Annotated in this window: 14 protein-coding genes; 11 read left to right on the top strand and 3 right to left on the bottom strand. The window is 64.5% G+C overall.

The genetic code is table 11. From position 1 onward, the window contains the following. Positions 1-89 precede the first annotated feature (89 nt). Positions 90-1655: a DEAD/DEAH box helicase gene (locus PE058_RS08100; protein WP_271030303.1), complete on the top strand. Its 1566-nt coding sequence runs from the start codon at positions 90-92 to the stop codon at positions 1653-1655. A gap of 118 nt (positions 1656-1773) precedes the next feature. Further along, a complete protein-coding gene (locus PE058_RS08095) occupies positions 1774-1992 on the top strand; it encodes a hypothetical protein (protein WP_020086932.1) in 219 nt (72 codons plus the stop codon). Between the two features lie 78 nt (positions 1993-2070). Here PE058_RS08095 and PE058_RS08090 read toward each other — a convergent pair whose 3' ends face one another. Then, the gene (locus PE058_RS08090; protein ID WP_020086933.1) at positions 2071-3117 is read right to left on the bottom strand and encodes a fatty acid desaturase; all 1047 of its coding nucleotides are present in this window, start codon (positions 3115-3117) and stop codon (positions 2071-2073) included. A gap of 263 nt (positions 3118-3380) precedes the next feature. Further along, positions 3381-4040: a pyridoxamine 5'-phosphate oxidase gene (gene pdxH, locus PE058_RS08085; RefSeq protein WP_271030302.1), complete on the bottom strand. Its 660-nt coding sequence runs from the start codon at positions 4038-4040 to the stop codon at positions 3381-3383. Between the two features lie 183 nt (positions 4041-4223). Between pdxH and PE058_RS08080 the strand changes: the two genes are divergently transcribed. The 9 genes from PE058_RS08080 to PE058_RS08040 all read left to right on the top strand — a co-directional run bounded on the left by PE058_RS08080 (position 4224) and on the right by PE058_RS08040 (position 13024). Continuing rightward, positions 4224-4670 (top strand): hypothetical protein, encoded by a 447-nt coding sequence (locus PE058_RS08080; RefSeq protein ID WP_245257688.1) that lies wholly within the window; start codon positions 4224-4226, stop codon positions 4668-4670. A 215-nt stretch (positions 4671-4885) separates the two neighbouring features. Further along, positions 4886-5734 carry an enoyl-ACP reductase FabI gene (gene fabI / locus PE058_RS08075; RefSeq protein WP_020665384.1) on the top strand — a complete coding sequence of 283 codons (849 nt, stop codon included), beginning with the start codon at positions 4886-4888 and terminating at the stop codon, positions 5732-5734. A 52-nt stretch (positions 5735-5786) separates the two neighbouring features. Then, positions 5787-6374, top strand: a complete 588-nt coding sequence (locus PE058_RS08070; protein ID WP_271030301.1) for a histidine phosphatase family protein — start codon at positions 5787-5789, stop codon at positions 6372-6374. Positions 6375-6994: 620 nt separating this feature from the next. Further along, on the top strand, positions 6995-8083 hold the full coding sequence (aroC, locus tag PE058_RS08065; RefSeq protein ID WP_020086938.1) for a chorismate synthase: 1089 nt from the start codon (positions 6995-6997) through the stop codon (positions 8081-8083). 156 nt (positions 8084-8239) lie between these two features. Beyond that, positions 8240-8893 (top strand): response regulator transcription factor, encoded by a 654-nt coding sequence (locus PE058_RS08060; RefSeq protein ID WP_020086939.1) that lies wholly within the window; start codon positions 8240-8242, stop codon positions 8891-8893. A 2-nt stretch (positions 8894-8895) separates the two neighbouring features. Then, a complete protein-coding gene (locus tag PE058_RS08055) occupies positions 8896-10242 on the top strand; it encodes a sensor histidine kinase (protein ID WP_020086940.1) in 1347 nt (448 codons plus the stop codon). A gap of 97 nt (positions 10243-10339) precedes the next feature. Continuing rightward, positions 10340-11065: a glycosyltransferase family 2 protein gene (locus tag PE058_RS08050; protein ID WP_020086941.1), complete on the top strand. Its 726-nt coding sequence runs from the start codon at positions 10340-10342 to the stop codon at positions 11063-11065. Further along, positions 11062-11370, top strand: a complete 309-nt coding sequence (locus PE058_RS08045) for a lipid-A-disaccharide synthase N-terminal domain-containing protein (RefSeq protein ID WP_020086942.1) — start codon at positions 11062-11064, stop codon at positions 11368-11370. Before PE058_RS08050 ends, PE058_RS08045 begins: the two co-directional genes overlap by 4 nt. Positions 11371-11377: 7 nt before the next feature. Then, positions 11378-13024 (top strand): ArnT family glycosyltransferase, encoded by a 1647-nt coding sequence (locus PE058_RS08040; RefSeq protein ID WP_271030300.1) that lies wholly within the window; start codon positions 11378-11380, stop codon positions 13022-13024. A gap of 20 nt (positions 13025-13044) precedes the next feature. Here the strand turns inward: PE058_RS08040 and PE058_RS08035 are convergent, their stop codons facing one another. After that, the gene (locus tag PE058_RS08035; RefSeq protein ID WP_271030299.1) at positions 13045-13398 is read right to left on the bottom strand and encodes a hypothetical protein; all 354 of its coding nucleotides are present in this window, start codon (positions 13396-13398) and stop codon (positions 13045-13047) included. Positions 13399-13414 lie beyond the last annotated feature (16 nt).

The raw sequence follows: 13414 nt of genomic DNA, 5'->3' as shown, positions 1-13414 counted from the left end.
GGGCGTCATCGAGAAACGAGCACTGCTTCGCCGGGAATCGGCGCGGCTGCTCCGCCGCACATGCGCGGCTTCAAAAGAAAGACCACCCTTTGACATCGTTTTCAGATCTTCGCCTCGCCGAGCCGATCCTCAAGGCTCTGAACGAAGAAGGCTACACCACGCCGACGCCGATCCAGGCGAAGGCCATTCCTCCGGTGATGGAGGGCCGCAACCTGCTCGGCATCGCGCAGACGGGAACCGGCAAGACCGCGGCGTTCGCGCTGCCCATCCTCAACCGCCTCGCCGCAGACCGCCGCGCAGCACCCCGCAAGGGCTGCCGGGTGCTGGTGCTCTCGCCCACGCGTGAGCTCGCAACCCAGATCGGCGAAAGCTTCCGCGCCTACGGCCGCCACCTCGGCATCACCGTCGCCGTCGTGTTTGGCGGCGTCGCGCATCGTCCGCAGATCCAGGCTCTTTCGCGCGGCGTCGACGTGCTCGTCGCGGCACCCGGCCGCCTGCTCGATCTGATGGAGCAGCGCTGCGCCGACATCTCCGGCACCGAGATCTTCGTGCTCGATGAAGCCGACCAGATGCTGGACCTCGGCTTCGTGAAGCCCATCCGCCGGATCGTGTCGCACCTCTCGCACCGCCGCCAGAACCTGTTCTTCTCGGCCACCATGCCGAAGGAGATCGCCGGTCTCGCCGACGAGCTGCTGCAGGACCCGGTCAAGGTTTCGGTGGCACCGGTCGCGACCACCGCAGAGCGTGTCCGCCAGCGCGTGATCCATATCGAGGCCGGAAAGAAGCGCGCCCTGCTTGCCGAGCTTCTCGCAGACCCTGCCATGGAGCGCACGCTCGTCTTCACCCGCACCAAGCGCGGGGCGGACCGCGTCGCCCGCCACCTCGAAGGCGGCGGCACCAAGGTTGCGGCCATCCACGGCAACAAAAGCCAGCGCCAGCGTGAGAACGCGCTCGAGGATTTCCGCACGTCCCGCATCAAGGTGCTGGTGGCGACCGACATCGCCGCGCGCGGCATCGACATCGACCTCGTGACGCACGTCATCAACTACGAGCTTCCGGAAGTGCCGGAGGCGTACGTTCATCGCATCGGCCGCACGGCGCGCGCGGGTGCTTCGGGCATCGCCATCTCGCTCTGCGACGTCGATGAGCGCGAGCAGCTCCGCGCCATCGAGCGCCTCACCCGACAGCAGATCCCCCACGAGGACCGCCGCAACGACGCCTCCATCGTCGCCGACCGCACCCCGGCGCGCCGGGACGACGGCGAGCGCACGAGCGGGGGACATCGCGGACATCGCCATCAGGGCGGCGGACGCAATCATGGCGCGGGCGAACGGGGCCGCGGTCACGGCCGCTCCGAACACGCGCACGGCGGGCACGGCCACGGCGGCGGCCGCCGCGACCATGCACGCCACGCGGATGAGCCCGTGCGCAGCAACGAGGGGCAACGTCCCCAGCGCCACGGCCAGGACCGGCCCCGCGCATCGGACGCGTCCGGCTCGGGCTCGCTGCACAATGTGGGCTTCCTCGCTCGTCCCTCCTCCCACGGCCATCGCGACGGCCAGCACCGCTCGCACGGAGGCGGTGATCGCCGCGGTCAGAGCGGCTTCAACCGGCCGGCGCGCCAGGGTGCGCCGCGCAACCGCGACGCGGGCTGAGTGAGAGAGCCGCCGCCGAGGCGCGGCGGCTCACCTTCGCACGTTTGACACCGAACCGGCCGAAACGGAGGAGCCCCTCCTCCGTTCTCGGCCGGCTGCTGATCTGAAAGGACCACCGATGGCACGCAAGAAACCCAACCCGAAAGCAGAGTTCGTCCTTTTCAACGTGCTTTATCAGGACGGATCCCAGACCTCGAACCGCAAGGTTCCGAGCGATATCCTGGGCGGCCTCGACGGCGACGAGCCTGCGCGTGCCGCCATCGAGGAGCAGGACCGCGAGATCGCCGAGCGCTCCGGTCGCCCGCGCGGTCCGATCAAGTCGATCGAGCGCGCCTGATCGAGAGACCACACCAACAAATGAAAACGGCCGCTCTTCCGAGCGGCCGTTTTGCGTTGAGGCAATTACGCCGGCGATCTAAGCCAGGACCGCTTCGGACAGCGGCACCAGGCGCCGCTCCTTCTCGTCCCAGAGCCTCAGCTTCACGCACTTGAAGCTCTCCCACAGCGTAATGCGGTGCACTTCCGCGAGCTCCGGAAAGTCCTTCAGCACCTTCGGCAGGTTGTAATAGGGAATGCGGCTATAGAGGTGGTGCACGTGATGCACGCCAATGTTCGCCGTCAGCCAAGGCAGGAAGCCGGGAAGATCGTAGTGCGAGCTGCCATGGAGAGCGGCCTCGTGCACGTTCCACTCGGGCTTCTCCGCCCAGATCGTGTCCTCGAACTGGTGCTGGATGTAGAACAGCCAAACGCCGATCGACGAGCCGATCGCCACGATGGGAAGCTGCACGGCAAGAAACGCCTTCCAGCCCACCAGCCAGATCACGAGCCCGCCCAGCACCAGAAGGCCGGCGTTGGTGCCGATCACGCTGGCCCAGCTCCGCCAGTCCGCGCCGCGCAACATGCTGAACGGCAAGCGATGCTGGATCATGAACAGAAGCGGCGGCCCGATGCCGAACAGGACGATCGGGTGGCGGTACGTGCGATAGAGGAACCGGCGGAACGGCGAGAGCGCCGCATACTCGCGCACCGTGAGCGTATCGATGTCGCCCGTGCCGCGATCGTCGAGGCTGCCGTGCGTCGCATGGTGGATGGCGTGGCTGCGCTTCCACGCGTCGTAGGGCGTCAGCGTCAGCACGCCCATCGCCCGGCCGACCCAGTCGTTGGTCAGCTTCTTGCGGAAGAGCGCGCCGTGGCCGCAGTCATGCTGAATGAGGAACAGGCGCACGAGAAAGAACGCCGCCGGAACGGCGATGAGAAGCGTGAGCCAATAACCGATATCGAGCGCGGCCCAGGCCGCTGCCCAAAGTGCGATGAACGGAACGAGGGTGATGAAAACCTCGAACGTGCTGCGCGCCGGATCCGGATGACGATAGCGCTGCAGGATCTCGATCCAGTCGCGCGCCTTCTGCGGCTGCGCCGACGTACCGGACGCAGATGCGCCGGACGCGAGAGTATGTGCCAAGTATCCCCCCGTGGAATTCGCGGTCGAGCGCGCCCGCCGAGGCGACTCCCCACTAGTTGTCGGGGCACACTTGCAGGACGCCACGGCTTCCGCAAGTGGGGCGCGGCATATTCCACTGTAGCCGTCTAGAAAATGACATAGCCCAGCGCGGTCTGCGGCCCATTATTGATGCACCGCACGCAAACACGACAATTGAACGGCTGTATTTCGGCGCTGCGCCACACAAAACTGCAACAGTCTGCAAAGAAGACCCGGCGGCCGCGTCAAGGATAGAGAAGCGTCTTGCTCCACGGTTCGGACGCGCCCGCGCGGCGGAACACGACCCTGTCGTGCAGGCGGAACGGGCGGTCGTGCCAAAGCTCGATTTGCACCGGCGTGACCCGGAAGCCCGACCAGTGAGGAGGGCGCGGGATTTCTCCGATACCGAATTGCGTCGTGTAGAGTGCCACCTTTTTCTCCAGCGCGAACCGGCTTTCGAGCGGGCGCGATTGATCGGAGGCCCATGCGCCAATGCGAGAGAGCCGTGGCCGCGACGCGAAATATTCGTCCGCCTCCTCGGCGGTAACGGGCGTTACACTGCCCCGCACCCGCACCTGCCGCCTTAGCGTCTTCCAGTGAAACAGCAGGGCGGCGCGCGGAACTTGCGCGAGCTCCTCGCCCTTCGCGCTGCCGAGGTTCGTAAAGAAGACGAACCCGCGATCCGGCCGCTCCGGACCATCTAGCCCTTTGAGCAGCACCATGCGCACGTCCGGCAAGCCGGACGCATCGACTGTGGCAAGTGCCATGGCGTTCGGATCGTTGGGCTCGGTCCGCGTCGCATCCTGAAGCCACGCCTCGAACAGCGAAAAAGGATCGTCCTCGGCGGTGAAGTCGGCCTCTCCCTTCGCGCCCTCTGCCCCCGCCTCGATCGAATTCTCAGCCACGCCGTTCCCTTCCTGTCCGTTGCCCGCCGTTGCCGGCCTTTTTCCGATACCCGCTGACGGATGCCGGCTCCACCCCAAATTTTGGGACGCAGCTTTAGCACCTTTTAACCATGACGGCACACAATGGACCGGCTGGCCCCGTAGTGGCCTGCCGTGTTTGTTGTGTTGTGGAGTTGGCCTGTCATGCGTCACGCCCCCGTGCTGGAGACTTGTGCCCTGACCGCTGCGACCGCCTTGATGCTGGCGGCCTCGGTCCTTCTCGCGGACGATTTCGCCCACGCCGGCGAGCGCCCGTCCGACGAGGCTAGATGCACCTGTCCGGACGCCCAGCAAAAAGCCACACGCCCAAAATTCGCAGACTTCAACCGCGCCCTGGACGAGGCCGACGAGATCGCGGCGCTGGAGAGCATCCAGGTCGGGCTTTCCCGCATGGATGACGGCACACCCTTCGTCTGGCGCCGCCCCAACGGACGCCTCTCCGGCATCGTTCGCCCGACCGTTTCCTTCCGCAACGCAAACGGCTCGGTCTGCCGTCACGTGGTGGTGCTTCTCACCACCGGATACAAGACCCGGACCGCCGAAGGCATCGCCTGCCGCATGCCGAACCGCCGCTGGGTGCTCGAGGGCTGAGCGCCAATGTCGCATCGGCTCGTAAAGAATTAAAACCCTAAGACTCTGAAATTTAACGACATCCAGCGCTGAACTCTCAGTACGGCCCCGCTCGCGCGCGTCCAAATGGTAACGCCGTAAAGTTCGCAGGGGGCTTCGCCAAGCGGCCATCTGGACCAGCAATTCCTTTTGTGTAGGATGCGCGCAAATTTCAGAGACCAAGGGAACGCGGGCACATGACCGAGAAGGCGGCTGATGTGGAACAACTTGCCGGCACGCTAATGGCCGGTAAGCGCGGCCTCATCATGGGGGTTGCAAACAACCGCTCGATCGCCTGGGGCATAGCTAAAGCGGCCGTCGCGCAAGGCGCCGAGGTTGCCCTCACCTATCAGGGCGACGCCCTGAAGAAGCGCGTCGAGCCTTTGGCCGCCGAGCTCGGCTCGAAGGTCGTGCTTCCCTGCGATGTCTCCGATACCGCCTCCGTCGACGCGCTGTTTGCGGAGCTGAGCCGCGTGTGGGGCCGCCTGGACTTCCTCGTCCATGCCATCGCCTTCTCCGACAAGAACGAGCTCGACGGCCGTTATGTCGACACGAGCGAAGCAAACTTTACCCAGACCATGCTCGTCTCCTGCTTCTCGCTGACCGCGCTCGCCCAGCGCGCCGAGAAGCTGATGACCAACGGCGGCTCCATCATCACCCTCACCTACTACGGCGCCGAGAAGGTGATGCCGCACTATAACGTCATGGGCGTCGCCAAGGCCGCGCTCGAAGCTTCCGTGCGCTACCTCGCGGCCGATCTCGGCAAGAACGCCATCCGCGTGAACGCCATCTCCGCTGGCCCAATCAAGACGCTCGCGGCCTCCGGCATCTCGGACTTCCGCTACATTCTGCGCTGGAACGAGTACAATTCCCCGCTCCGCCGCACAGTCACGATCGAGGATGTCGGCGGCGCCGGCGTCTATCTTCTGTCCGATCTCTCGAAGGGCGTCACCGGCGAGGTTCATCACGTGGACGCCGGCTACCACGTCCAGGGCATGAAGAACGAGGATGCGCCCGACATATCGGTTGTGAAGAACGACGGCTGATGCCGACCGGCAGAGGCCGATCTCGCCGAAGCACCGGACGCCAGATCACGTCATGCCGGATCACCCGACGATCTACTTCATTCGCCACGGCGAGACCGACTGGAACCGTGACCGGCGTTACCAGGGCCAGCGCGACATTCCCTTGAACGAGACCGGACGCGCCCAGGCCCGCCGCAACGGCGAGACGCTGCGCGCGTTCCTGCCTGCGATCAGAGAGGCGGGCTTCCTCGCAAGCCCGCTCAGCCGCGCGCGAGAGACCATGGAGATCGTGCGCAGCGCGCTGGATCTGCCGCCCGAGGGATACGAAACCGACCCGCGCCTCATGGAATTGTCTTACGGCGCCTGGGAAGGCACCCTGCAGGACGATCTCCGGGCCCGCGATCCCGCAGGCTTCGCCGAGCGTACCCAGGACCCCTTCCGATGGCGGCCCGAGCAGGGAGAGAGCTATGCCGATCTGCTCGACCGCGTGAGGCTCTGGAGCGAAACTCTCACGCGCGATTGCGTGGTCGTCTCCCATGGCGGCATCTCGCGCTGCCTGCGTGCCCATCTCCTGGGACTGGATCCGGAGCTGATCCCCGGCCTTGAAAGCCCCCAGGACCGCATCCTCGTGCTCACGGGCGGAACCATGCGCTGGCTCTGAGCCACCCAAAGAAAAAGGGAGCCAGAGCAGCGGCGCTCCAGCTCCCTTCTATGCAATAGACATAGGTGCGGACATCTCGACCCGGTTGCTCAGACCGGAAGGAACCGTCCGCTGAACGCAGAAACGCACACAAGCAAACGCACAAAACAATACCCCGGCTAGGCCGGGCGCGCCTGAACACGCCTCATGCAGCCTCCTTTCGACCGGCGCACAACACTCAGGCACTCAGCCTGATTACCTGCGTCGCGGCCGAGCGCAAAATAAATACGAGTGAAAGGGATTGTTTCGAATCCATCAGGGATCGAGCCGGCACAGCGCACGATCCCGCTTGTAGATGCCATAACCGGAAAAAGAACTATATTTTCAAGTAACTATGAGCCATCGAGCGGCTTCGCGGCAGCCGCGTCAGGCCGTGCACGGCCCATCGCGCCGAAATTCTCGCCCGCTTGAGAAGAGGCCTCTTAGCAAAGCCTGACTGAGCGCGGCGCGGCGCGCTTGCTGTAGGCGCGCTCGGCACTTATGACAGGATGTCATTGACTGGTGCGCGAGTTGTGGATGCGATCTGCTGTCATCAGCATCGGTGCATCCCGCCCGTCCGCCACCTTCCAGCAGCGGCTTCCATGTCACACAACACCTTCGGCCATCTTTTCCGCATGACCACCTGGGGCGAAAGCCATGGGCCCGCCATCGGCTGCGTCGTCGATGGCTGCCCGCCGGGCATTCCGATCACAGCCGAGGAAATCCAAGTCCAACTGAACCGGCGCAAACCCGGACAGTCGCGCTTCACCACCCAGCGCCGTGAAGCCGACGCGGTGGAGATACTCTCCGGCGTCTTCCCCGATGCCAGCGGCGAGCAGGTGACGACCGGAACGCCGATCTCCCTGCTGATCCATAACACCGACCAGCGCAGCAAGGACTACGGCGAGATCAAGGATGCGTTTCGCCCCGGCCATGCCGACATCACCTACTGGTCCAAGTACGGCATCCGGGATTTCCGTGGCGGCGGGCGCTCCTCGGCGCGCGAGACGGCCATGCGCGTCGCAGCAGGCGCGATCGCGCGCAAGGTGCTGGGCGCGGGCGTCGTGATCCGTGGCGCCCTCATCCAGATCGGTGAGCACAAGGTCGACCGCTCCCGCTGGGACTGGGAAACGGTGGACACCAATCCGTTCTTCAGCCCCGACCCCGGCATGGTGCCGGAATGGACACACTATCTCGACAGCGTGCGCAAGAACGGCTCGTCCGTCGGCGCCGTGGTGGAGGTAGTGGCAGAGGGCGTACCCGCCGGTCTCGGCGCACCCCTTTACGCCAAGCTCGACCAGGACCTCGCCTCCGCGATGATGAGCATCAACGCGGTGAAGGGCGTCGAGATCGGTGCGGGCATGGCGGCCGCGGAGCTGACAGGCGAGGCCAACGCCGACGAGATCCGTATCGGCAACGACGGCAAGCCGCGCTTCTTGTCCAACCACGCCGGCGGCATCCTGGGCGGCATCTCCACCGGCCAGCCGATCGTGTGCCGGTTCGCCGTGAAACCGACCTCCTCCATCCTGACCCCGCGTCAGACCATCGACACGCAGGGTCACGAGACGGAAATCGTCACCAAAGGCCGCCACGATCCCTGTGTCGGCATCCGCGCGGTCCCGGTTGGAGAGGCCATGATGGCGCTGGTTCTGGCCGATCACCTGCTGCGCCACCGCGCCCAATGCGGCTGAAGGCACCGCCGCCGCGCTCACATACCCCTGACTGAACACGATAAAACGGGAGTGCGTCGAAGACGCGCTCCCGCGCCCCCTTTTTAACATATGGCCGCTCCATTCAGCTTCGTGTCAGTTTGGGCAAGGAAGGATCTCCGGACAACGGGGGCGACCATGCGAATTCTCCTGATCGAAGACGAGCCGCTGCTGGGCGAAGCCGTGGCGACCCACTTGAAGAAAACTCACGCCGTCGACTGGATGCAGACGCTCGACGATGGCGCCCAAGCCATCGAGACGGTGAGCTATGACCTCATGCTGCTCGATCTGAACCTTCCGGACGGTCACGGCCTCAACTTTCTGCGCAGCATCCGCAAATCGGGGCGCCCGCTTCCCGTCATCGTCATCACGGCCCGCGATCAGATCCGCGACCGTATCGACGGTCTCAACGCCGGCGCCGACGACTATGTCGTGAAGCCGTTCGACCTCGACGAGCTGAGCGCACGCATCTTCGCGGTTCAGCGGCGCGCCTCCGCGCTGCCGAACCCGCGCCAGCGTATCGGCGCCATCGAGGTCGACCAGGCTGCGCGAAAAGTCTGGCGTGATGGCGAGGAATTGCAGCTCACCGCGCGCGAGTGGGCGCTCCTCGACTCGTTCATGCACCGCCTGGGCACCATCGTCTCCAAGAGCAAACTGGAAGAGGTCCTCTACGGCTTCGGATCCGAGATCGAGAGCAACGCCGTGGAAGTCTACGTCAGCCGCCTTCGCAAGAAGCTCGGCAGCAACTCCATCCGCACCTTGCGCGGCCTCGGCTATCGGATGGATCGATAGCCATGGCCCAATGGTCCATCAAAGGCCGTCTGATCAAGTCGCTGATCGTTCTGGTCGGTCTGTTCTGGATTTCGGGAGTTCTGATCGCCGGCCTGGTGGTGCATCACGAGATCGACGAGGTGTTCGATAGTGCACTCCGCGAAACCGCCGAGCAGATCATTCCGGTGGCGCTCGAGGACTACCGGCTGGAGCAGGCTGGGAGCACCGGGAAATCATCCGCCGGAAGGCCCATTTCCACGCGCGTCGGAAAAGGTCATGTGCACTACCGGCTGCGCGCTGCGGACGGCACCATCCTCGCGGAATCGAGCGCACCGGCCATCTCCCCGGTGCTCCCCGTCAAAAAAGGCTTCCGGAGCAGCGGAGGATTCCGCTACTACACGCGATACATCAAGGACAGGGACCTCTGGATCGAAGTCGTCCAGGATCTGTTCGAGCGCCGGGAGACGGCGATAGGCATCTGGATCAGCCTGTCCTCCCCTCTGCTTGCCCTGTTGCCGTTCGCGGCTCTTGCCGTCTATCGCACCATCGGACGCGCGACGGCGCCCATATCCCTCGTGTCGAGCGAGCTCGAAGCCCGAGGCGGCGACTATCTCGAGCCGATCCAGAACGCCGGGCTCCCGAGCGAGATCGCGCCCGTGGTCGACGCGATCAATACCCTGATGGCCCGCCTGAAGAGGGCAATCGAATCCGAGCGGGAATTCGCCGCGAACGCAGCTCACGAGCTTCGCAATCCCATCGCGTCCGCGCGCGCGCAAGTTCAGGTTCTAGCGAGCAGGCTCGTGGGATCGAGCGAGCAAGCGCGCGCCGAGAACATCGCGTCCCAATTGGGACAGCTCGGCCGCAGGATCGAGAAGCTTCTCGAGATGTCTCGGGCGGCGGCCGGACTTGGTCATTCGCGCGAGCGCAGCGACCTCAACGTGATCGCCCATCTGCTGGTGGACGAGTACAAACACCGCCCGGACGTCGACGGCCGGATCCACCTTCACCTCGCCAACGACGCCGGGTGCAGAGTAGCCATGGATCAGGACGCGCTTGCGATCGTGCTGCGGAATGCGCTGGAAAATGCCGTCGTGCATGGGGATAGAGACCAGCCGATCGATGTTCACGTGGGCACCGATCATGCCATTCGCATCGTCAACGCATGCCCGCCGGTCGCACCTGAAACGCTCGCCGAGCTCAAGAACCGGTTTCGGCGCGGACGTGCGCCTGTCAATACCGGCAGCGGATTGGGGCTCGCCATCGTCGATACCATCATGCGACAGGCGGATGGATCGGTAACGCTGCTGTCTCCGGCGCAGGGCCGCAGCGATGGCTTTGAGATCGTTCTGAAATTTCCGGCCGCCCTTTGACGCCCAAATAATCGCCGGGTTTGTAAGCTTGTAGTCAGCTTCGCGAGCCACAAACACGCCCAGCCCGCACACGTGCGGAGACCTTGGGGGTCAAGCCATGTTCGTGACCGTCGTCTTGCCCGCCTACAATGAGGCGGAGTGCATCGGCCGTCTGCTTCGCGAGATCCGCGACGAGATGGACCACCTGCCGATCCGCGAGATCGTTGTCGTCGACGACGGAAGTGACGACGCCACCGCCGAGCGCGCCATCGCGGAAGCGAGCGGCATCGAAAATCTTCGCGTGCTGAGACACGGCCGCCGGCAAGGCCAGAGCCGCGCCCTGCTTACCGGCATCCGAGCGGCAAGCAACGAGCTGATCGTCACGCTCGACGCCGACGGCCAGAACAACCCCGCGGACCTTCACACCGTTTTTCAGCGCTACATCGAAGCACAATCGCGAACGCCGCGCCTGATGATCGCAGGGCAGAGACGCAAGCGCCGCGACACGTTCGTGCGCCGCATCTCGTCTCGCATCGCCAACGGCGTGCGTTCCGCGATGCTCCATGACGAGGTGCGCGACACCGGATGCAGCCTGAAACTGTTCCGGCGCGACGACTTCCTCGAGCTTCCCTTCTTCGACCACATCCACCGCTTCATCCCCGCGATGATGAAAGCGTCGGGCGTCAAGATCGTGCTTGTCGACGTCGATCATCGCCCACGTTCCGGAGGCAAGTCGAAGTATGGCCTGTGGGATCGCCTCTGGGTCGGCATTCACGACCTGATCGGCGTGCGCTGGCTCGTGAAAAGGCAGATCGCAAAGGTCGAGATGGAGGAGATGCTATGATCGGTTATTTCTCCAATCCGGAGCACGTCTGGCTCTGCATCGGCCTCGTCGGCCAATCACTTTTCTTCATGCGATTTTTCGTTCAATGGATTGCGTCCGAGCGGCGGCGCGAATCCGTGATCCCGACCGCATTCTGGTATTTCAGCCTGTCGGGTGGCGCCGTACTTCTGGCTTACGCGATCTGGCGGCAGGATCCTATCTTCATCATCGGCCAGGCCACCGGCCTCTTCATCTACTGCCGCAACCTCTATTTCGTCACGGGCGCGTCGAGCCGCGCCGCGCCCGCCATGCAGACGGCGAGATAGGCATCCCTTGCAGTACAAGCCGTCCATCGAGCGGACCGCGCTCGCGATCCTGCTCGGCCTGCTGATCGCGCTGCTCGTCGTCGTCACGACGCTGCCTGCGTTTCCGGTGGATGAAACGCGCTACCTCACCGTCGCGTGGGAAATGCGCGCGAGCGGCAACTGGGCCCTCCCCACGCTCAACTTCGAGCCCTACTCTCACAAGCCGCCTCTCCTCTTCTGGCTCATCAATCTCCTCTGGTCCCTCCTCGGCGAGCAGGTGTGGGTCGCACGCCTCGTCGGCGTGTTGAGCTTCATCGCCGTTCTGATCCTTGCGCACCGGCTCGAGGGGGACCTCGCCGCGACGGAGACGGCAGAGGATGAACGCCCCGCCACCAGCGTTCTCCTGCTGGCGGGATTTCCGGTGTTCATCGCCTTCGGCTTCTCGATCATGTTCGACATGCTGCTGACGGCCTGCGTCGTGGCAGCCCTGCTCGCGCTCTGGCACGCCGGACGATACGGAGACCGGCGCGCGTGGGCCGCGTTCGCCATAAGCATGGGTGCGGGCCTCCTCGCCAAGGGGCCGGTCGCGTTGCTGACGCTGCTCCCCGTTGCACTTCTCGGACCGCTCTGGATCGCACCGGAGCAACGCCCACGCTGGTACCTCAAGGTGGCAACGGCCGTCGCCATCGGAGGCACCATGGTCCTCGGATGGGCCTTGCGCGCGGCATACCTCGGTGGACCCGAGTATGCCGAAATGATCTTCTGGAAGCAGTCCGCAGGCCGCATCTCTTCGTCTTTCGCCCATGCCCGGCCCTTCTGGTTCTACATACCCGTTCTCACCATCTTCCTGCTTCCGGTGATCCTCTGGCGGCCCCTGCGCGATGGCGTGCGCAAAGTCGCCGCCGCGAGCTCACCTGCTCGCAATTTCCTGCTCGCTTGGATCATCCCGCCGGTCATCGGGCTGAGCCTCATCAGCGGCAAGCAGCCCCACTATCTCCTGCCGCTCATTCCGGGCATCGCGATCCTGGTCGCGCTCGGGATGCGGAAAACCGAATTCCGCCCGCGCGACCGGACGGAGCTAATCGCCGTCGCCGGCGTCTCCGCCACGATGGTTGTCGTGCTGTCGATCGTTGGGACCAGCCTCCTGCCGCAAGAAGGCATCCTCGAAGCGGTTCAACACTTGAGTCTCCCATGGGCGATCTTGATCGCCGTAGATATATTTGCAGCCATCTATCTTCTCGCCCGGTCCATACGTGGCGCTCTGATCGGCATCGCTATTGCAAACGTGATCGCCATGATGAGCGCGCTCGCCATCGGCCGCAGCACGATCGCAAAGCTCTACGACCTCCAGCCGATGGCCGACGTGCTCGCCACTCACGCCGGTTCACCGATCGCGGCGGCGCAAAAAACACGCGGCGAGTTCGGCTTCCTCGCGCGGCTCCAATCGCCCCTCATCATCGTACCGGAAGAGAATATCGCCTGTTGGCTTGCAAAAACACCCCGCAGCCTGGCAATCATGCGCACGCAGGTTGACGCCGATGTGCCGGCCTATCGCACTGTCTACAGGCAGCCTTATCGGGCCAATGATGCACTGCTGATCATCGAGAGCGACGGAAAGACCGCCTGCACCAACGGCGATGCCGTGCCGATCACAAAGGGCACGGCCGAAGAGTGAGCGGAGGGCGAACCTGCCGCCTAGATGTCGGGCTGCGAGGCGCGCTCGCGCAAGACGCGCTTGCAGGTTTCCCGCCACGCCTCCTTCGTCATATGCGTGTCTTTATCCCACGTGCTGATGCAGTGCTCGAGCTCGTCGTTCGAAACGGCGTTCGACGATGGCGGCGGCTCACGCAGTAACGGCTCGCTCATGTCATCCGGCTCGTAGTTGCGCGTACCTTTCCTCCCCGCGACAGGCACGACGGCGCGCTCGTCCGTAGCGGAGTCGTAGGTCCTCGAGAGCGCGGATAGCGCAGGCGTCACGGCGAAGGGAGCTGACAGAGAGAACGCCGCGAACAGGCAGAAGCAGACTGCAGACGACCGGTGGCACCACATGATGGACCTCCAACAA

The sequence above is a fragment of the Hyphomicrobium sp. DMF-1 genome, from assembly GCF_027886585.1.
GTDB lineage: Bacteria > Pseudomonadota > Alphaproteobacteria > Rhizobiales > Hyphomicrobiaceae > Hyphomicrobium_C > Hyphomicrobium_C zavarzinii.
The sequence above is the reverse complement of the archived record's forward strand: the minus strand, read 5'-3'. Positions and strand labels throughout refer to the sequence as shown.